A 19,448-nucleotide genomic window follows, 5' to 3' on the forward strand; every position below is an offset into this window, starting at 1 on the left:
TTGCCTGATTGGCCGTATCTAGCCCGCATCCCGCAGCACGTCCAGAAACGCGGCACCAAACCTTTCGTGACGCCGGTCGCCCAGCACCTGTTCTATCCCGCGCGAATCTTCAGGCCGCAATTGCGCGATCCTGGCCAGTTGTGAGGCGGAACAGGTCAGCGGCTTGTCGATGCCATCGGGCCCGCGCGACAGCTGCGTCTGAACCTCGAGCAGGCGGTCATAGATACCGCCCTGATCGCGACCGGCCAGTTTACGGCGGGCAGGGTGCAATTCTTCGACGGCGCCGGTCAGAACCTCAAGGAAAGTCGTGCCATAGCGTTCCAGTTTCTTCGCGCCAACTCCGCCGATCCGGGCCATATCATCCAAGGTGCCGGGGCGGCTTTCCGCCATCTCGATCAGGGTGCGGTCGGGAAAGATGACATAAGCCGGAACACGCGCGGCCTCGGCCAGAGCACGGCGTTTGGCCTTGAGCGCGGACAGCAGGGGCGCGTCCTCTTCCGACACCATCATCTTGACGGCGGGGCGACGAGTGGCCTTGCGGATCGTATCCTTGCGCAGGTCGATCTGTGCCTCACCTTTCAGGATCGGCTTGGCCGCTTCGGTCATGCGCAGGGCACCGTGGCGTTCGGGATCGGGACGGACCAGATCATGGCCCATCATCTGACGAAAAATCGCCTGCCATTGCGGGCGCGACCAGTCTTTGCCGATGCCATAGGTTGACAGGTTGTCGTGGCGACGCGCGCGGATCTTGTCGGTCTCGTTGCCCAAAAGGATGTCGATCAGATGACCCGTGCCGAACCATTCTTCGGTACGCAGGATCGCGGACAGGGCCATGCGAACTGGCGTGGTGCCGTCGAACACCTCGGGTGGTGTATCGCACAGATCGCATTTCCCGCAGGGTTCGATCTGTTCTCCGAAGTAGCCCAACAGAGTCTGGCGGCGGCATACCAACGCCTCGGCCAGACCCAGCAGGGCGTTCAGCCGCGCGTGATCGGCCATGCGTCGTTCGGGCGGAGCGAGCCCTTCGTCGATCTGCGATCGTCGCAGACGGATATCGTCGGGGCCGAAGAGGGTCAGAGTCTCGGCAGGGCCGCCATCGCGGCCAGCGCGACCGATTTCCTGATAATAGGCCTCGATGGATTTGGGCAGGTCCGCATGGGCGACCCAGCGGATATCGGGTTTGTCGATGCCCATGCCGAACGCGACGGTGGCAACCACGATCAGCCCATCCTCACGAGCAAAACGGGTTTCGACGATGCGGCGATCCTCGGCCTCCATCCCGCCATGGTAGTGGCAGGCGGTGTGGCCTTCGGCGCGCAGGGCCTGGGCCAATACCTCGGTCTTGTTGCGGGTGCCGCAATAGACAATGCCGGACTGGCCCTTCCGCGCCTCGGCAAAATCGAGGACTTGTTTGCGCGGACCGTCTTTGGCGGCAAAAGCGAGATGTATGTTGGGACGGTCAAAGCCACGCAGAAATTTGCGCGGTGCGGTGCCGTCGAACAGTTTCTCGACAATCTCGTCCTGCGTTTCCGCGTCCGCCGTGGCGGTGAACGCGGCCAAAGGCACGTCCAACGCGCGCCGCAGCTCTCCGATCCGCAGGTAATCCGGGCGGAAATCGTGACCCCACTGGCTGACGCAATGGGCCTCGTCCACCGCGATCAGGCTGACATTGATCCGCCGCAGCATGCCAAGTGCAGACCCGGCAGCCAGCCGTTCAGGCGCCATATAAAGCAGTTTCAGCCGTCCGGCCTCCAACGCCTCCCACACTGCATCGGTTTCTTCGGGCGTGTTGCCCGAGGTCAGCGCGCCTGCCTCGACGCCTGCCTCTTGTAACCCGCGCACCTGATCCCGCATCAAGGCGATCAGTGGGGAAATCACCACCGTCACACCGTCGCGCAACAGGGCGGGCAGTTGAAAACACAAGGATTTGCCGCCGCCTGTCGGCATGATGGCCAGCACGTTTTCACCCAGCGTGACGGCATCGACGATCTCTTCCTGACCGGGGCGGAAATCGTCGAATCCAAAGACATCTCGCAGCAGCGGTGCGGCGTCGAACATGTGCGGAGTGGCCCTGTTTTAAGGTTTATCTGCTCTTATGACAGGACAATCACATACTAAGAATCGGTGAACAAGAGGTCAGTAGAAATAGACCGCATTGTTGATCAGCACGATCCGCAGCGCATAGACACCGATCAACACCACCAGCGGCGTCAGGTCCAGACCGCCCATTGCGGGCAGGATACGGCGGATGGGGCCATAAAGCGGTTCCAGAATGCGGTTCAGGCCATACCATATCTGTGCCACGAATTGCTGATGCAGGTTCAGTACCTGAAAGCTGATCAGCCAGCTCATGATCACGTGGGCCAGAATGAAGAACCAGACGATATCCAGGATCAGCAGCAGGATTTGGATCAGCGACAGCATGGGAACTCCGTTTTCACATTGGCTGAGACCTAAGCGCCGAAGGGGCAAAGGGCAAGCCCGTGCAGCATCGAAGCCAACAGAATGCTTGCGAAAATGCCCAAAGGTCCGTCTTATGGCACAAAAGAACGCAAGGGGCAGTCATGGCAGAGATTTCCAGGCGCAAGCGCATATGGGGATGGTGGTTTTTCGATTGGGCCAGCCAGCCCTTTCACACCCTTCTGGTGACATTTGTGTTCGGCCCCTATTTCGCGGGGGTTGCGGCCGGGTACTTTACAGAGACCGGCATGGATGCCCAATCCGCCGCTGCGCACGCGCAGAGCGTCTGGGCGCGTTGCCTAACCATAACGGGGCTGATCATCGCGTTCGGCGCGCCGCTACTGGGGGCCATGGCTGACGTAACCGGTCGCCGCATTCCGTGGATATTTGCGTTTTCCGTGATGTACGCGGTGGGGTCTGCGGCCTTGTGGTACACGATGCCGGACGGATCGAACATGTGGCTGATGTTGTCCGCCTTCGGTCTGGGCTTTGTCGGTGCGGAATACGCGTTGATCTTCATCAACTCGCAGCTTCCTGATCTGGGGGATGAGAATGAGGTTGGCGAAATCTCGGGCTCGGGCTTTGCGTTTGGATATTTCGGTGGTCTGTTGTCGCTTGCGATCATGCTTGCGTTGTTTGTCGAGCAGCCGAACGGCAAGACCCTGATCGGGATGGATCCGTTGTTTGGTCTGGATGCCGCTGCGCGTGAAGGCACGCGCTTTGTCGGCCCCTTCACAGCCGGGTGGTTCGTCCTGTTCATGGTGCCCTATTTCCTGTGGGTTCGCGACGACGACGTAACGAACAAAAAGGGCAGTGTGGGTGAGGCGCTGCGGCTTTTGGGCAAATCGGTTTCGGCGTTGCGCCACCGGGGCAGCCTGGCCGCCTATCTGGGTTCGTCCATGTTCTATCGCGATGCGCTGAACGGGCTCTATAGCTTTGGCGGCATCTATGCCCGTCTGGTGCTGGAATGGGATCTCATCAAGATCGGCGTCTTTGGGATCGTCAGCGTGCTGGCCTCGGCCATCTTTGCCTGGATCGGCGGGAAGATGGATAAGAAATATGGCCCTAAACCGGTCATTCTGGTTGCGATCTGGGTGCTTATTCTGGTCTGCACGACGGTGGTTTCGATGGACCGCACACAGATATTCGGCATCGGCCTGCCCGAGGGGTCAAACCTGCCCGATCTGACCTTCTTTGGCTGCGGTGTTCTGATCGGGGGCATGGGTGGCATTCTGCAATCGGCCAGCCGCTCGATGATGGTGCGTCATACCGATCCAAAAACACCTGTCGAAAGCTTTGGCCTTTATGGCCTGTCTGGCCGCGCGACCGCATTCGCAGCACCGCTTTTGATCGACGTTGCAACAGTTGCCACCGGCAGTGCACGTTTGGGGGTGTCTCCGATCGTTCTGTTGTTTATTCTGGGCCTGTTCCTGATGCGCTGGGTCAGACCGGAAGGGGACCAGACCGGATGATTTTATTACGTTTTTTGACTTTCGCCGCCGTTTTGTTTCTGGGGAGTGCGGTAAGCGCCGAGCCCCTTGCGAAACAGTTGTTCGGGGCGCAGAAGGTAAGCTCCCGGCAGAAACCCGCCGCTTTCGGCAGCTATTCCCTTGGGTGTGCTGCTGGGTCTGTGCAGTTGCCTGAAACCGGCCCGACATGGCAGGCCATGCGTCTGTCGCGCAATCGCAACTGGGGGCACCCCCAGGCGATCGACTATATTCAGGACCTGAGCGGCTTTGCCGCAAAACAACCGGGGTGGAGTGGTCTCTATATCGGCGATATCAGCCAGCCACGTGGCGGGCCGATGACTTCAGGGCACCGCAGCCATCAACTGGGTCTGGACATCGATATCTGGATGCTGCCGGCTGACAATTTGCGCCTATCTCGTAAATCGCGCGAGAATATCTCCTCAGTATCTCTGCGCCGCTCCAATGGGGCTTATGTAAACGGCAACTGGTCGTCGCAGCACCACGCCATCCTGCGCGAAGCGGCCAAAGACAAACGGGTCGCGCGTATCTTTGTATTCCCCGGTGCCAAGGTTCAGATGTGCAACGATGAAAAAGGTAACCGGGCTTATCTGCGCAAGATCAGACCGTGGTGGGGCCATCACTATCATTTCCATGTCCGACTGAAGTGCCCCAAAGGGTCGCGCGGCTGCGTCAATCAGGACCCGCCGCCCAAAGGCGATGGCTGTGCCGAGGCGCAGCAATGGGTCCGCAACATTCTGAACCCGCCGCCGCCTGATCCGAACGCACCAGCGCCCAAAAAGCGTCGCGAGTATGTAATGGCAGATTTGCCCAATCAATGCGCTTCAGTGCTGCAATCCAACTGATCCCAGCGCTGTTTCTGGCCGCTGCCGCAAGCGCGGTTGAGGTCAGGACAGCCACGCATCTGAACAGCTTCACGTGGCAACACGACGCCGACTGGTTTGGCGGTTTTTCCGCCCTGACGCTTTCAGATGACGGGCAAAGCATGGTCATTCTGAGCGACCGCGCAAAACTTGCGACGGCGCGAATAATTCGCTCGGGCGGCAATATTCGAGAGGTCAGAATAGATGACGTCTGGCCCGTCCGATCCAGCCGCAACCGTATTCTGCCGGGATGGACCGGGGATTCCGAAGGGCTTGCCGCCGGTGACAACGGCGATTTCTACATCTCGTTCGAAGGCGTACACAGGGTGGCGCACTATGCCCAGCCTGACGCGCGGGCCCGGGTTCTGCCACGTCCCCCGGTGTTCAGGACTTTTGAGGACAACGGATCGTTCGAAGCGCTGGCAATCGACGGGCAGGGCAGGCTGTATACCCTGACCGAAAAAAGCAGAACGGCAGACGGCCACATTCCCGTCTATCGCTGGGACGGTTCGGCATGGTCCATGCCTTTCACTCTCACACAGCGGGGCAGGTTTCGCCCGGTCGCGTCCGATTTCGGCCCGGACGGCCGGCTCTATGTGCTGGAGCGCGCGGTTTCCCTGTTTGGTTTCAGATCGCGATTGCGTAGGTGGCAGGTAGACGAGGATGATGTCTTTGCCGAAGAGATCCTGTTTGAAACCTCGGCCCGCACCCATGACAATCTTGAAGGTCTGTCTGTTTGGCGCGATGGCCAAAACGGGCTGAGGGCGACGATGGTGTCTGATGATAATTTCCTGTTCCTGCAACGAACGGAGCTTGTGGAATACGCTTTACCTGACTGACTTGCCAAATGCGTTTTGACCCGCTAGAAGCGCGGCTTGCCTTGGGCGGTGCCCTTGGCCAAGTCGCCGCTACCTTGTCAAAACGGGCATCAAAACATGCAACGCGCTTACATTCCCGGCATTATTGCCATGGCCGCCATTGTGGTGGCCTCGAACATACTGGTTCAGTTCCTGATCCTTGATGGCCTCCTGACATGGGGCGCCTTTACCTATCCTCTGGCTTTCCTCGTTACGGATATCATGAACCGCGTCTATGGCGTGGGTCCGGCCCGCAAGGTCGTATTTGCCGGTTTCGTGACCGGCATCGTCTGTTCGCTGATCGGCAGCCAGATCATGCTGCAGGGCGACGGTTTCACCTATGCCGCCGTGCCACTGCGGATCGCGGTCGCATCGGGCACCGCTTTCCTGATTGCGCAACTGACGGATGTGACCGTCTTTAATTCACTGCGGGGTGGTCGCTGGTGGCGGGCGCCGCTGGTCTCGACCCTTGTGGGATCGGCTCTGGACACTGCGCTGTTCTTCACCATCGCGTTCTCGGCCTCGGTTACCTTCTTTGGGGCCAACGCGGACGCTGCAATCAACTGGGCGTGGGAGCCCGTGCCCTTCATGCTGACCGGTCCGATGGCGCCGCTCTGGGTCACGCTGGCCTTTGCCGACTGGCTGGTAAAGCTGTCGCTGGCCCTGATCGCGCTTGTCCCGTTCCGGGTCATCGTGTCTTGGCTGGATCCAAGAACAAGCACTGCCTGAATACATGGGGCCACCTGCAGAGGTGGCCCTTTTTGTTTGGCCCGACCGCCTGTAAGGTCGCGCCATGTTGCGCGTGAGCGAAGATATCATTCTGCAAGACTGGGAAATGACCGAAAGCTTTGTGCGCGCGTCTGGTCCCGGCGGGCAGAACGTGAACAAGGTTTCGACCGCGGTCGAATTGCGGTTTGAGGCCGCACGCTCTCCGTCCCTTCCCGATCCGGTCAAGGCGCGCTTAAAACGCTTGGCAGGCCGCCGCTGGACCAAAGACGGCGCGATCGTCATTCAGTGTGACGAAACCCGATCGCAATCCCGCAACCGCGATATTGCGCGTACCCGACTGGCCGAACTGGTTGCCCGCGCCCTGAGCAAACCCAAGCGTCGCATTGCAACTAAACCCACCTACGGCTCGGTCAAGCGCCGCCTCGCCACCAAAAAGGCCCGCTCGGATGTAAAGGCGCTGCGCGGCAAGGTGTCCGAAGAATAATCTGGTATCTTTTCGACACGTTGCTACTCTGCCTGCCGAAGTGTCAGGAGAGGGCAACATCATGAGGCTGGAGGGAAAAACCGCGATTGTGACCGGCGGTGCGTCCGGGTTTGGCGCGGGGATCGTTGCAAAGTTCATTGCTGAAGGCGCGCGGGTTATGATCGCCGATATCAACGGCGAAGCGGCCGAGGTAATGGCAAGCCAGCAGGGTCCGAACGCCTTGGCCTATCGCGTGGACATTGCCGATGGCGCGTCTGTCGGGACGATGGCGAACGCCGCCCTGACGACCTTTGGGCAGGTCGACATTCTGGTTAACAATGCGGGTGTGACCCATTTGCCGACACCGCTGGAAAATGTGAGCGAAGACGAATTCGACCGGGTCTTCAACGTGAACATGAAATCCGTCTATCTGACAGCGCGCGCGCTTGTACCACATATGAAAGAACAGGGCAGTGGCGCCATTCTTAACGTCGCCTCGACCGCCGGATTGTCCCCGCGCCCCAACCTCAACTGGTACAATGCTTCAAAGGGCTGGATGATCACCGCAACCAAGACGATGGCGGTGGAGCTGGCCCCTTCCGGCATTCGGGCCAATGCGATTTGTCCGGTGGCAGGGGAAACCCCACTGCTCAAGTCATTTCTGGGCGAAGACACGCCGGAGATGCGCGCCAAATTTCTGTCCACGATTCCCATTGGCCGATTTTCGACACCACAGGACATGGGCAACGCCGCCTGCTTTCTGTGCTCGGACGAGGCCAGCATGATCACAGGTGTCGCGATGGAGGTTGACGGGGGGCGCTGCATCTGACCCGCCTGAAACACCTGCGCCAGAGACCGCGTTCCCCGGCCTAAAAATGAGGTCAGAATGAATCCAGGACCCAGAAACCTGATTACCGATATCCCCGGCCTCAGGGTCGGAAATGCGCAGGATGACAGGCTGAAATCCGGTGCGACGGTTCTGACTGCGGACGATCCGTTCACCGCATCGGTTCATGTCATGGGGGGCGCACCAGGAACCCGTGAAACGGATCTGCTGGCGCCGGACAAATCCGTGGCAAAAATCGACGCGCTGGTCTTGTCGGGCGGATCTGCCTATGGGCTTGATGCCTGCTCAGGCGTATCGGATGCCTTGCGCGCGCAGGGCCGAGGGTACCGCGTGGCGGATGCAGTCATTCCGATTGTACCCGGAGCGATCATTTTCGATCTGCTGAATGGCGGCGAAAAGGACTGGCAGGAAAACCCCTATCGCTCACTGGGCCGGAAGGCGTTCGAGGCCGCTGCGTCTGATTTCGATCTTGGAACCACAGGTGCCGGAACCGGGGCGCTGACCGCCATGCTGAAGGGCGGATTGGGATCGGCGTCCATTGTGCTGGATTCGGGCATCACGGTCGGCGCACTGGTTGCCGCAAATCCCATGGGAACGGTCACGACACCGGGTGATCGTCATTTCTGGGCTGCCAGTTTCGAGATTGGTGATGAGTTCGGCGGTCTGGGCCCGGACCCTTCTTCAGGGCTTGGGCGTGGGTTTGACAGCCGCAAAATGCTGACCATGAAGGCACAAGCGCAGGAGCGCGCGAACACCACAATAGCCGTCGTTGCCACAGATGCGGCTCTGACAAAGGCGGAATGCCAGCGCATGGCCATTGCTGCCCATGATGGCGTTGCGCGGGCCATCGTTCCCGCGCATTCTCCGGGCGACGGGGATCTTGTCTTCAGCGTCAGCACCGGCGCCCACCCCCTGCAGGAGGCAGAGCAAGGTCTGACTGCGATTGGTCACGCCGCCGCCTTATGCCTTAGCCGGGCGATTGCGCGGGCGGTTTATCTGGCGACCCCGCATGACAATGACCTTTTGCCCTGCTGGTCCGAGTTTCTAGAACACGATTAGTCACATCTGGTGGAATTCAGTGCGTCACGTTGCCCTCGCGTGGCAATCTGCGCGTTGACACTTCGGGTATGGAGGGCACCATTCAGGACAGCCAAATCTTATCGGAGCATGAGCTATGAAATGGATTACCGCTACTGCGCTTGTCGGCCTTATGGCCGTTCCCGCCTTTGCTGAAGGTGATGCCGAGAAGGGAAAAAAGACCTTCAACAAATGCAAATCGTGCCACATGATCGAGGCCCCGGACGGCGAGGCCATTGTCAAAGGTGGCAAGACCGGGCCGAACCTTTACGGTATCGCAGGGCGCACAGCAGGCACGCTTGAAGGTTTCAAATATGGCGAAAGCATCGTCGAAGCCGGGGAAAACGGGCTGGTCTGGGACGAGGCGAGCTTTGTCGAATATTCTCAGGACCCAAAGGCATTCCTGAAATCCTATCTGGACAGCACGTCCGCCAAATCCAAGATGACCTTCAAACTCAAAAGCGGTGGCGAAGACGTTTATGCTTATATCCTGAGCGTTTCCGCTGAATAAGCCCTGACAAACCAGAGTTGAGAATGTGCAAAAGGCCGCAGCCCCTGCGGCCTTTCGTGCGCTTGATCAGCAGGCGGTTCGACGTCACCTTGGTGGCGATAGTGGCCCGTGCGGCCACCCCAAAGCCCGTGTAGCATGCCGGACCGGCGCAGCGGCAGCAGGAGACGTCAAATGGGAATACTGATCCCGGCCTGGGTCGATGGCGAACTGGCCCCGGTGGACAAGCTGGAGGCGCACGAACAGGGCCTCAAGCACAAGGCGGTGTCGGTCTTTGTCGTCCGCGGAACCGAAATCCTGATGCAGCGCCGCGCCCTTGGAAAATACCACACGCCGGGTTTGTGGGCGAACACATGCTGTACCCATCCGGATTGGGATGAAAACTCTTCGGTCTGTGCCGTGCGCCGACTGCGCGAGGAACTCGGGATTACCGGGCTTTACCCCGAATACCGCCATCGGCTGGAATATCATGCAGATGTCGGTAACGGCATGGTCGAAAACGAAGTAGTCGATGTATTTCTTGCCCACGTGCGTGGTCCGCTGAAAATCGAGCCTAATCCGGACGAAGTGATGGAAATCCGGTGGGTCGATTACCACGACCTGCTAGCCGAGGTTCGTCGCCACCCCGAACGCTTTACGCCCTGGTTGAAGATTTATCTGCACAACCATGCGGACACGATTTTTGGCCCGGATCTGATCATCTCGGCCAAAAGCTGAACCTTGCAGTTAAGCGTTTTGCCTGCTTCTGTGTCCGCAACGGGAGGGGCTGCGGATGACAGTATTGATTGCAGGCGGTGGTATCGCGGGGCTGAGCCTTGGTCTGACATTGCATCAGATCGGTGTTCCGTTCCGAATATTTGAGGCAGCCCGGGAAATCCGCCCCATGGGTGTCGGTATCAACCTGCAACCCAACTCGGTTCGAGAGCTTTTTGATCTGGGCCTTGGCGACGCGCTTGAGGATATTGCAGTTCGTACCCGCCAATACGGCTTTTATTCCAAACTGGGAAAAACCATCTGGGAAGAACCGCGCGGTCTGTGGGCGGGCTACGCCTGGCCGCAATATTCAGTGCATCGCGGCGCATTGCAGATGATGCTCTACCACACATTGCTCGAGCGGGCCGGACAGGACTGCGTTCTGCCCGGCAAACGCGCGGTGGGCTATGAGACCGGCGATAGTGCGACGCTGTTGCTGGAGGATGGGACGCGTGCTGAAGGGGCGATTCTGATTGGTGCAGATGGCATCCATTCGGCGTTACGGGCACAGATGTATCCCGACGAAGGAGAGCCGATCTGGAATGGCAGGGTGCTGTGGCGTGCAACCACGCGCGCGCCTGAGTATTTCGGCGGGGCCGCCATGGTGATGGTTGGGCATGACACGCTGCGGCTGGTGGCATATCCGATCTCGCAATCGGACAGTGACGGGCAGGCGACAATTAACTGGATTGCCGAAAAGCGGTTTCCGCTGGATGCCACATGGAAGAAAGAAGACTGGAACCGTGCTGCCAATATCGACGACTTTCTATCGGATTTTCAGGATTGGCGCATTGACTGGATCGACATTCCTGCTCTGATCCGCGGCGCTGAGGTGGTGTACGAATACCCTATGGTGGATCGCGATCCGTTGCCGCGCTGGACAGATGGCCGGGTGACGCTGATGGGTGATGCGGCACACCCGACCTATCCCGTCGGGTCCAACGGCGCCAGTCAGGCGATTGTCGATGCACGCCTGCTTGGTGCCAGAATGTTGGAACATGGCGTATCCCCAGAGGCGTTGTGCGCCTATGAGGTCGAGGTCAGGCCACTTACAACCGCCGTTGGAAATGCCAACAGGGCGGGCGGTGGGCCGGATGGCGTCTTGCAAAGGGTCGAAGACCTTTGTGGTGGCGATTTTGAGGATATCGATCAGGTGATTCCGCGTGCCGAACTGGCGGCGCATGCCGAGAAATACAAGACGATCGCCGGTTTCTCGATTGCCGAACTGAATTCTAGACCCGGCACAATTCCGGCGGGTGCACGTATTTGATCGGGCGCCATTTCCAAACCCGACTTGCAAGGGGCGCATAAGCCGCATAAATCAACGCGTCATGGCCAAGCAGAAGACAGATCCGAACTACAAGGTGATTGCCGACAACCGGCGCGCCCGCTTCGATTACGCGATCGAGGACGATATCGAGTGCGGCGTCGTGCTGGTCGGGTCCGAGGTCAAGGCCCTGCGCGCGGGCGGCTCGAACATTGCTGACAGCTATGCAGCCGTCGAGGACGGAGAGTTGTGGTTGGTCAACAGCTATATCCCACCCTACGAACAGGCCAAGGTATTCAAACACGAAGAACGCCGCCGCCGAAAACTGTTGGTGTCGCGCAAACAGATGTCGGACCTGTGGAACGCAACACAGCGCAAGGGCATGACGCTTGTACCATTGGTGCTGTATTTCAACCACAAGGGTCTGGCAAAGGTAAAGATCGGCATCGCCAAGGGTAAGAAAACCCATGACAAGCGCGAAACTCAGGCCAAACGTGACTGGTCACGGCAAAAGCAGAGGCTTTTGAAAGATCACAGCTGACGTCGTGTCAGACCCTATTTCTGAACGGATGCGCGCTTGATCTGAAACGCCTCAACCGCTTTGGCAGTCTCGGGCCGTATATTTTCCACACCTTCATATGGCATACCAAAGGCGGGTGGTTGGTCCGGGTATTTTTCCTTGCGGGCCAGATGGCGGCCAAGGATGCGGACAAACTCCTGTCCGCCCCAGGCGCCTACTTCGGTTGAAACCGGATACTTCTCGTGCGTGTCGCGGTAGATATCGAAAAACTCGGCCAGAATGGGGCTTTCACCGGGCGCGGGCAAGTTCAGGCGCAGCTTGTCCTTTACGATCGCCTTGGGCTTGTCCACCGAATAGATGATCACACTGTCACGGCGGCCTTTGGTTTCATCCTCGAACAGGATCGAGGCCGACTGATCAACACCATCCACCAGACGATCTGTCGGGATATGGCTTTCGGCCCCGGCAAAACGCGACAGCGTTGTATAGAGGTCAGAGACATGAATGATGTTGTTGATCATCGAATCCGCTTCGATCATGCCGGGCCAGCGAATAAAGGCATCGACGCGGACGCCGCCTTCGGTCGTATCTCCCTTGCCTCCCTTGTAGATCATCGGTGAAAAACCGGATTGCGGGGCATATTTGGTGAAATGACCGTTGTCGCCCATCACGATGACAACAGTGTTTTCAGTCAATCCCAGTGCATCAATTTCTGCAAACAGATCGCCCAGCCACCCATCCAACTGTTGCATCTTGTCGACATAAAGACCCCCGTTGGGGCTTTGCGGTCCATCGCGTCCGGTTCGGGTATTATCCAGCGGAATCATGGGCCAATATTGCAGGAAAAATGGCTCTGACCCGTCCGCCATCCGCCTCAGTTCGTCCAGCGTCTTGTCCTGAAACGCCTGATTCATCTCGTCATATTTTGCCGAATTCCAGCGCTCACCGGCCTCCATCCGAACTTCGCGGACAGGCCCGCCTGCCTCGCCTTCGATGACGGTCATCATCGCCGAAGCGTCTGGCCTGAACAGATCGTCCAGAGTGTAAACTGGGTCGAAATCCGCGATTCCGACCGAGACCTGCTCGCGGATTGCGTCGTCATGAAAGATCGTCAGCTGACCTTGCTGGTGAATCGCGTGCTGGGCATAGTCGAATCCCTGATTCATCGCCCAGCTTTCGGCGATGTCGCCCATGTGCCATTTCCCTACATGGCTGGTTGCATAGCCTGCCTGTTTCAGCACCTCGGCCAGCGTGACCTCATTTTCAGGCAGGCCGAACCCGGCGATGTCGACCGTGGTGTCGCCCATGCCCATGCGAACAGGCAACCGGCCGGTCATTTGCGCAACCCGTGTCGGTGTGCATGAGGGTTCGGTATACATGCGCACCATACGCATTGCCTGATCGGAAAACGCGTTGATATTCGGCGTCTCATATCCGCGAACGGCGTTCAGCTCGGGGATTCCCATATCGCCGAATCCCATATCGTCAATCAGAACGCTGACGATATTTGGGGGTTTGCCCTCGTTTGCTGCGCGAAATTCCTCGAGCACTGCGTTCACCGCCGCATCATCCTGCGCCCACTGGTCCGCGTGCTGTGCCTCAAGGATGTAGTATTCGGAATCGTGCACGACGTCCGTGCCCTGCGCCGCAGCCGTGGTTGCCGCGGTTCCCAATGCAAAAACCAAACATAGACTCTTCACAATATTCCCCCTTGCTTGTCAGGCGGCTTTGACCTGATCGGAAACACGATTGATGTCGGTGTGCGGAAAAAACTCGACCCAGACATGCCAGAACATGCCCGGCTTTAGCACCTCGACACGCTCCAGCTTGCCAGCCGGGGTATTGCCGAAGAAATCAATCTCGGTGATCGGAGCGCCGGTGGTGTTATACCAGACCCCCAGACTTTCGTAGCGGGGATGCCAGGCCACCACGACCGGCTGACCGCCGACCTGAGCGTTGATGATGTTGCCGTGTTCGACAACAAAGTCGTCGGTCCAGCACACGGCATCGCCACCGATATTCACGCCCCAGACATAGGTCTTGTTATCCAGCCGCTCATCGGAATGGCTCATGTTGTCCATGACTGGCGCCGCTTCGCGATGCTGTTTGCCGATCGACGCCGAGAACAGCATTTCAAGCGCACTGTCGAATAGGAACAGGACCGGGTTGCCGGGCGGCTTGTTAAGAAAGACCTTTCCATCGGGATAGGCCTTTTGAAAGCCCCGGAATGTCATCCGGAAGGTGGGCCATGGCTTCATCGCCTGCGACGGCTTTAACGGGCAGACCGCGCCGGATTCCGTTTGCGAACTGTCAGCTTCACGAAACCCATAAATCTGCTGGATCGGCTCGCCGGTCTTGTTGTCACGCAGGATCAGGTTGTTGCCGTGCTGGGCCAGTACCTCCAGGTCCAGCGGCTGGCCTTCGATTTCGGGTGAGTAGCCGATGCCCAGATTGGCCATCGCGCAATAGGTCATTATCACATTCCGGCCACCCAGACCTTCGTCATTCCCGGCTAGATGCGGCCGCATGATCTGCGCATCCGGATGCGCGCGCGCGACACCATCGTTTTCGATGACCAGAACGGGACTGGAGGGGCTGACGAATTCGCGGGCTTCGTCAATGCTGTAATAGCTGGCGGTGGATTTCTGATTGCGCAGACCGATATGCACCCAGACATACGGGAAACCGATCAGAACCAGACTCAAAAGCAGGGCAATCCAGTAAATCCATCCGGGACCTGCCCCAAATGCAAAATGCATCAGGGTCATCAGGATCAGCCCGCCGATGGCCGCTGCCAGCAGCTGATACTCATTCCGGATAAAGCGCACCATATTCTCGCGCCTGACCTTGAGGACCATTTGGCTGACGTCGCCAAGGTCCCGGAAATAGATGAATCCAATCCCCAGCGAAACAACTAGGCTGAGGTAAAAGATTATGTTTGCAAACATAAAACCCCTCCACGATTCCCGACCATGTTATTCCGGCCGGGGCGTTACGCAAAGCCTGCACGCATTCAGATGAGTTATTTTAATGTTGGCACCAAGACTCCGAGGGCTGGCCCCTTTCGGAGCCAACCCACAAAGGCGGGGTGTCTCAGAGATCTTGCGACGCCGTCGCCGGATCAGGCTTTGGCAACTTCAAAATTGTCGATCAGCCGCACGCCGTCCGCCCACGCGGCAACGAACAGGCGGGCCGGGCGGGATGCGTGCGTCAGCGGTTCAAGCGATTCGGCGCAGCGCAACTCGACATATTCGACCTGTGAAAACCCGGCCGACAGCAAATCCACCTTTGCCTGATTTTCCAGCGCGTCAAAGGGGTGCCCCTGAGACAAAGCTTCGCTCAGCCGTCGCATGATGGTGCTTTTTTGCGCAGCGATGTCCAGACCTTCGGGTGACAGGCGCAGATTGCGCGATGACATGGCAAGACCCGAAGCTTCGCGCACGGTGGGGCAGCCTATGACCTCAATAGGAATATCCAGATCGCGGGCCATGCGGCGAACGACCATCAGCTGCTGAAAGTCTTTTTCACCAAAATAGGCTCTGTCTGCCTGCGTCTGCAGGAACAGTTTGGCAACCACAGTGGCCACTCCGTCAAAGTGGCCGGGGCGGAACTCGCCCTCCATCACATCTGTCAGACCGGCAACCGCCACCGTTGTGGCAAAGCCGGTGGGATAAATCTGATCTGGGTCCGGAACATAGATTGCGTCAACACCATAGGGGGCCAGTTTGGCGGCATCTTCATTCTCGGTGCGCGGGTACTTGGCCAGATCTTCAGGGTTGTTGAACTGCTTGGGGTTCACGAAAATGGTTACGATGACCCTGTCGCATCCGGCTTTGGCGGCCTCGACCAGTGACAAATGACCCTGATGCAGCGCGCCCATAGTCGGCACAATGCCTATTTCCTCGCCGTTGCGTTTCCACTCACTTACCTGCGCACGCAGGTCGGTGAGGCGGCGCAGGATCATGGCGGTCATGACTTTGATCCCTTATGCGGCACCTGATCCGCAAAGACATGCTCGTCGGCAGGAAACGAGCGCGCGCGAACCTCGGCGGCGTATTCGGCGATGGCTGCCTCGGCCTGCGGACCGAGATCTGCATAACGTTTGACGAACTTCGGTTTGAAGGCGGTGAAAAAACCCAACATGTCATCGACCACCAGTATCTGCCCGTCGCAGCCCGCAGATGCGCCGATGCCAATGGTCGGAACAGGTATTTCGGCTGTAATTCTGTCGGCCAGACCCTGTGGAATCTTCTCTAACACGACGGAAAACGCGCCTGCATCAGCGACGGCGTGGGCATCTGCCAGCACCGCCTCGGCCTGCTCATCACGGCCCTGAACCTTGTAGCCACCCAGCGTATTGATCGATTGCGGCGTCAGCCCGATGTGGGCCATCACCGGGATGCCGCGTTTCACGAGAAACCGGATCGTCTCGGCCATCTCGACCCCGCCTTCCAGCTTGACGGCGCCCGCGCCGGTTTCGGCCATCAGCCTAGCGGCGTTTCTGAACGCCTGCGCCGCGTCGTGTTCATAGCTGGCAAAGGGCATGTCGATGACCATCATTGCCTGGTCCAGACCCCGCGCCACGGCCTGCCCGTGCAGGATCATCATTTCCATCGTCACGCCAAGGGTCGAGGTCAGCCCGTGCAGCACCATACCGACGCTGTCCCCCACCAAGACGAAATCACAATGGGTATCCATCAGCCTTGCCATTGGTGTTGTGTAGGCGGTCAAGCTGACCAGAGGATCGGTCCCTTTCCGGGCGCGAATATCCTCGGCGTTCGGGGCTTTCTTGCGGGCGGTGGCGCTCATGCTCACTCCTGCGGCGTTCATATTGCAGTGCGGCATAGCAGAGAGTGCGCCTGCAGAGAAACCCCGGTTGCGCGAACATTCCCTTGATTGACCCAAAGTTTGCAGGAACACTGTGGTGGTATTGGTCGCCCTACGAAAAGGGCCAACCGGTTATTCAGGGGAGAAAAATTTATGGGACAGCCGCTCTTTCGCACGTTCGCTTCGGCCTTGGCGGTCGGTGCAAGCCTGTTGGCTACACAGGCGCTGGCAAAGTCGGACATCACGATCGCCATGCAGCTCGAGCCGCCGCATCTGGACCCGACCAGCGCCGCCGCGCAGGCGATTGATTCGGTCGTTTACACCAACGTCTTCGAAGGACTGACCCGTTTCATGGGCGATGGATCGATCGTACCGGGGCTGGCGGAAAGCTGGGAAATTTCGGACGATGGCAAGGTCTATACCTTCAAATTGCATGATGGGGTGACCTTTCATGATGGTTCGGCCATGGATGCTGAGGATGTCAAATTCAGTCTGGACCGTGCCCGCGCCGAAGACAGCGCCAACGCGCAAAAAGCGCTGTTTGACGGAATCGAAAGTGTCGAGGTCGTGGACCCGCTGACGGTCAAGGTGACGTTGAGCGAGCCGAACGGGAATTTCCTGTTCAACATGGCATGGGGTGACGCTGTGATCGTTGCGTCGGAAAGTATCGAAGACATCAAAACCAACCCGGTCGGAACCGGCGCCTACAAGTTCGGCGAATGGGTTCAGGGCGACAAGATCGTGCTGGAGCGTAATCCGGATTATTGGGGGGAACAGCCTGCGCTGGAGCAGGCAACGTTCAAGTTCATCTCGGACCCGACCGCAGCCTTTGCCGCAGTCATGGCCGAAGATGTTGACGTGTTCTCAGGCTTCCCGGCACCCGAGAACCTGCCGCAATTCGAGGCCGATCCAAGGTTTCAGGTTCTGGTCGGATCGACCGAGGGTGAAACGATCCTGTCCACCAACAACAAGCAGCCGCCGTTTGATGACGTCCGCGTGCGGCAGGCGATTGCCCATGCCATCGACCGTCAGGCAATCATCGATGGGGCTATGTTTGGGTATGGTACGCCCATCGGCACTCATTTTGCGCCCCATCATCCGGCCTATGTCGATTTGACCGGAAATTCGTCCCATGACCCGGAAAAGGCTAAGGCGCTGCTGGCAGAAGCCGGATTTTCGGATGGGTTTGAAACCACCCTGCACCTGCCGCCGCCATCCTACGCGCGCCGCGGGGGCGAGATCATTGCCGCACAACTGGCCGAGGTCGGCATCAAGGCTGAAATCATCAATGTCGAATGGGCGCAATGGCTTGAAAGTGTATTCAAGGGCAAGGATTTTGGCCTGACTATTGTCAGCCATACCGAACCGATGGATATCGGCATTTACGCGCGGCCGGACTACTATTTTCAGTACGATAATCCCGACTTCCAGCAACTGATGGAGACGCTGAACTCCACGACCGACCCTGCCGAACGGGACAAACTGCTGGGGGACGCGCAGCGGATCATCGCCGAGGATTTCGTCAATGGTTACCTGTTCCAGTTGGCCGCGCTGAGCGTTGCCAAAGCAGGCGTTCAGGGGTTGTGGGTAAACGCCCCGACCGCAGCCAACGACCTTACGGCTATCACTTGGTCTGAATAATGACCCTTGCCGGGGCCTCATACTGAGGCCCCTTTTTGTTTATTAACTATGTGGATTTTTCGTTTCATAAATTCGGCGGTTTTGCGTCTGACGGCGTTGGTAACTGCGCTGGTGCTTTTCGGGGCATCCCTTGGTGCGCAGGAACTGTTCAGCGGACAGTTGGGCGAGCTGGTGGGAACGCCCGAAAACCCTCTGGAAGTTGGTGTTGGAATCAAGATTGACCAGATCACCAGCGTTGATCAGAAGGCTGAAAACTATGGCGCAGTCGTTGTCTTGCGGTTCGAATGGATCGACCCGGCGCTGGCCTTTGATCCCGAGGTGTTGGGGCGCGATATCCGGGTTTTTGATCCGGCGACGTTGCTCAAGCATGCTGGTGAAATAGGCACTGTTGTTCCGGCTTTTGTCATTCATAACCAGCAATCCAACCGCTGGATTCACGAATCCGCCGCCGCACTGCGCCATGATGGGCGGGTTTTGTACGTGGAAAAATCGTCACTGACACTTCAGGCGCCCCACTTCAATTTCCTGAAATACCCGTTCGATACGCAGGAATTCCACTTTGAGGTGGTGTCGGTGTTTCCGTCGGACTTTGTGACTTATGTCCCCATGGAGGAATATTCCGGCCTCGGCGACCTGTTGGGTGAAGAGGAATGGATACTCGACAATGCCCGGCTTCTTCAATCCACGGTCACGGGCTTCTCAGGCCGCGATAGTGATCAGGTTGAACTGGTTTTCGAAGGCAAACGGCATCTGACCTATTACGTGATCCGGGTATTCCTGCCGATGCTCGTCCTGATCACGGTTGGCTGGGCACTGTTCTTTCTGGATGAATATCGCAGGCGGATCGAGATTGCAGGCGGCAACCTGCTGGTATTTGTCGCGTTCAACTGGGCGATTTCAGCCGATCTGCCAAAGCTGGGGTACCTGACGTTTCTCGACTTCATCCTGCAATGCATGTTCGTGATGACCGGGGCGATCATTGTTTTCAATGTTGCCCTGCGGAAAATCAAAACAACCGGTCGCGAGGCATTGGCCAGAAAACTCGACAATTACGCGATCAAGTGGATCTACCCTTTGGGATATGCAGCAATCGTCGGTTACGCGGTTTTTGCCTATTTGCTGGTGCCTTAGGTGCTGGACCCGAACCCG

19 protein-coding genes are annotated in these 19,448 nt (G+C 58.3%); 13 read left to right on the forward strand and 6 right to left on the reverse strand.

Translation table 11 applies throughout. The annotated features are described in order from the left end of the window. Positions 1–18 precede the first annotated feature (18 nt). Together recQ and ACR0NA_RS09180 are read right to left on the reverse strand one after the other, a co-directional pair. Positions 19–2,058: a DNA helicase RecQ gene (recQ, locus tag ACR0NA_RS09175; RefSeq protein ID WP_480728232.1), complete on the reverse strand. Its 2,040-nt coding sequence runs from the start codon at positions 2,056–2,058 to the stop codon at positions 19–21. Positions 2,059–2,136: 78 nt separating this feature from the next. After that, entirely contained in the window at positions 2,137–2,424 is a 288-nt protein-coding gene (locus ACR0NA_RS09180) for a YggT family protein (protein WP_170653592.1), read from the reverse strand. Between the two features lie 140 nt (positions 2,425–2,564). On the opposite strand from ACR0NA_RS09180, the gene ACR0NA_RS09185 reads away from it, so the two are divergent. The 11 genes from ACR0NA_RS09185 (at position 2,565) to smpB (ending at position 11,852) form a co-directional block, all read left to right on the forward strand. After that, positions 2,565–3,932 carry an MFS transporter gene (locus tag ACR0NA_RS09185; RefSeq protein WP_480728235.1) on the forward strand — a complete coding sequence of 456 codons (1,368 nt, stop codon included), beginning with the start codon at positions 2,565–2,567 and terminating at the stop codon, positions 3,930–3,932. Next, complete coding sequence (gene mepA / locus ACR0NA_RS09190) at positions 3,929–4,792, forward strand: penicillin-insensitive murein endopeptidase (protein ID WP_480728236.1); 864 nt, start codon at positions 3,929–3,931, stop codon at positions 4,790–4,792. The genes ACR0NA_RS09185 and mepA overlap by 4 nt, the downstream gene beginning before the upstream one ends. Continuing rightward, positions 4,765–5,649 (forward strand): esterase-like activity of phytase family protein, encoded by an 885-nt coding sequence (locus ACR0NA_RS09195; protein ID WP_480728240.1) that lies wholly within the window; start codon positions 4,765–4,767, stop codon positions 5,647–5,649. The genes mepA and ACR0NA_RS09195 overlap by 28 nt, the downstream gene beginning before the upstream one ends. A 96-nt stretch (positions 5,650–5,745) precedes the next feature. Then, positions 5,746–6,396: a queuosine precursor transporter gene (locus ACR0NA_RS09200; protein ID WP_170653600.1), complete on the forward strand. Its 651-nt coding sequence runs from the start codon at positions 5,746–5,748 to the stop codon at positions 6,394–6,396. A gap of 64 nt (positions 6,397–6,460) precedes the next feature. Then, positions 6,461–6,880, forward strand: a complete 420-nt coding sequence (arfB, locus tag ACR0NA_RS09205; RefSeq protein ID WP_480728244.1) for an alternative ribosome rescue aminoacyl-tRNA hydrolase ArfB — start codon at positions 6,461–6,463, stop codon at positions 6,878–6,880. A gap of 61 nt (positions 6,881–6,941) precedes the next feature. Further along, on the forward strand, positions 6,942–7,688 hold the full coding sequence (locus ACR0NA_RS09210) for an SDR family oxidoreductase (RefSeq protein ID WP_480728245.1): 747 nt from the start codon (positions 6,942–6,944) through the stop codon (positions 7,686–7,688). A gap of 57 nt (positions 7,689–7,745) precedes the next feature. Then, positions 7,746–8,765, forward strand: a complete 1,020-nt coding sequence (locus tag ACR0NA_RS09215) for a P1 family peptidase (RefSeq protein ID WP_480728247.1) — start codon at positions 7,746–7,748, stop codon at positions 8,763–8,765. 115 nt (positions 8,766–8,880) lie between these two features. After that, positions 8,881–9,294, forward strand: coding sequence for a c-type cytochrome (locus ACR0NA_RS09220; protein ID WP_480728249.1), 414 nt, complete (start codon positions 8,881–8,883; stop codon positions 9,292–9,294). Between the two features lie 171 nt (positions 9,295–9,465). Continuing rightward, positions 9,466–10,008 carry an isopentenyl-diphosphate Delta-isomerase gene (gene idi / locus ACR0NA_RS09225; protein ID WP_480728251.1) on the forward strand — a complete coding sequence of 181 codons (543 nt, stop codon included), beginning with the start codon at positions 9,466–9,468 and terminating at the stop codon, positions 10,006–10,008. Positions 10,009–10,063: 55 nt separating this feature from the next. Continuing rightward, positions 10,064–11,314: a flavin-dependent oxidoreductase gene (locus ACR0NA_RS09230; protein WP_480728253.1), complete on the forward strand. Its 1,251-nt coding sequence runs from the start codon at positions 10,064–10,066 to the stop codon at positions 11,312–11,314. 61 nt (positions 11,315–11,375) lie between these two features. Next, on the forward strand, positions 11,376–11,852 hold the full coding sequence (smpB, locus tag ACR0NA_RS09235) for an SsrA-binding protein SmpB (protein ID WP_480450851.1): 477 nt from the start codon (positions 11,376–11,378) through the stop codon (positions 11,850–11,852). Between the two features lie 14 nt (positions 11,853–11,866). Here smpB and ACR0NA_RS09240 read toward each other — a convergent pair whose 3' ends face one another. From ACR0NA_RS09240 to panB, 4 genes are all read right to left on the reverse strand, one after another. Continuing rightward, positions 11,867–13,531, reverse strand: coding sequence for a sulfatase-like hydrolase/transferase (locus tag ACR0NA_RS09240; protein ID WP_480728256.1), 1,665 nt, complete (start codon positions 13,529–13,531; stop codon positions 11,867–11,869). A gap of 18 nt (positions 13,532–13,549) precedes the next feature. Then, positions 13,550–14,779: a DUF3179 domain-containing (seleno)protein gene (locus ACR0NA_RS09245; protein ID WP_480728258.1), complete on the reverse strand. Its 1,230-nt coding sequence runs from the start codon at positions 14,777–14,779 to the stop codon at positions 13,550–13,552. A gap of 173 nt (positions 14,780–14,952) precedes the next feature. Further along, positions 14,953–15,804, reverse strand: coding sequence for a pantoate--beta-alanine ligase (panC, locus tag ACR0NA_RS09250; RefSeq protein ID WP_480728260.1), 852 nt, complete (start codon positions 15,802–15,804; stop codon positions 14,953–14,955). Beyond that, the gene (gene panB / locus ACR0NA_RS09255) at positions 15,801–16,640 is read right to left on the reverse strand and encodes a 3-methyl-2-oxobutanoate hydroxymethyltransferase (RefSeq protein ID WP_480728263.1); all 840 of its coding nucleotides are present in this window, start codon (positions 16,638–16,640) and stop codon (positions 15,801–15,803) included. Before panB ends, panC begins: the two co-directional genes overlap by 4 nt. 171 nt (positions 16,641–16,811) lie before the next feature. Between panB and ACR0NA_RS09260 the strand changes: the two genes are divergently transcribed. After that, on the forward strand, positions 16,812–18,299 hold the full coding sequence (locus tag ACR0NA_RS09260) for an ABC transporter substrate-binding protein (RefSeq protein ID WP_480728265.1): 1,488 nt from the start codon (positions 16,812–16,814) through the stop codon (positions 18,297–18,299). 48 nt (positions 18,300–18,347) lie between these two features. Next, positions 18,348–19,430, forward strand: a complete 1,083-nt coding sequence (locus tag ACR0NA_RS09265; protein WP_480728268.1) for a ligand-gated ion channel — start codon at positions 18,348–18,350, stop codon at positions 19,428–19,430. Positions 19,431–19,448 lie beyond the last annotated feature (18 nt).

Source organism: Ruegeria sp. C11 (assembly GCF_056537725.1).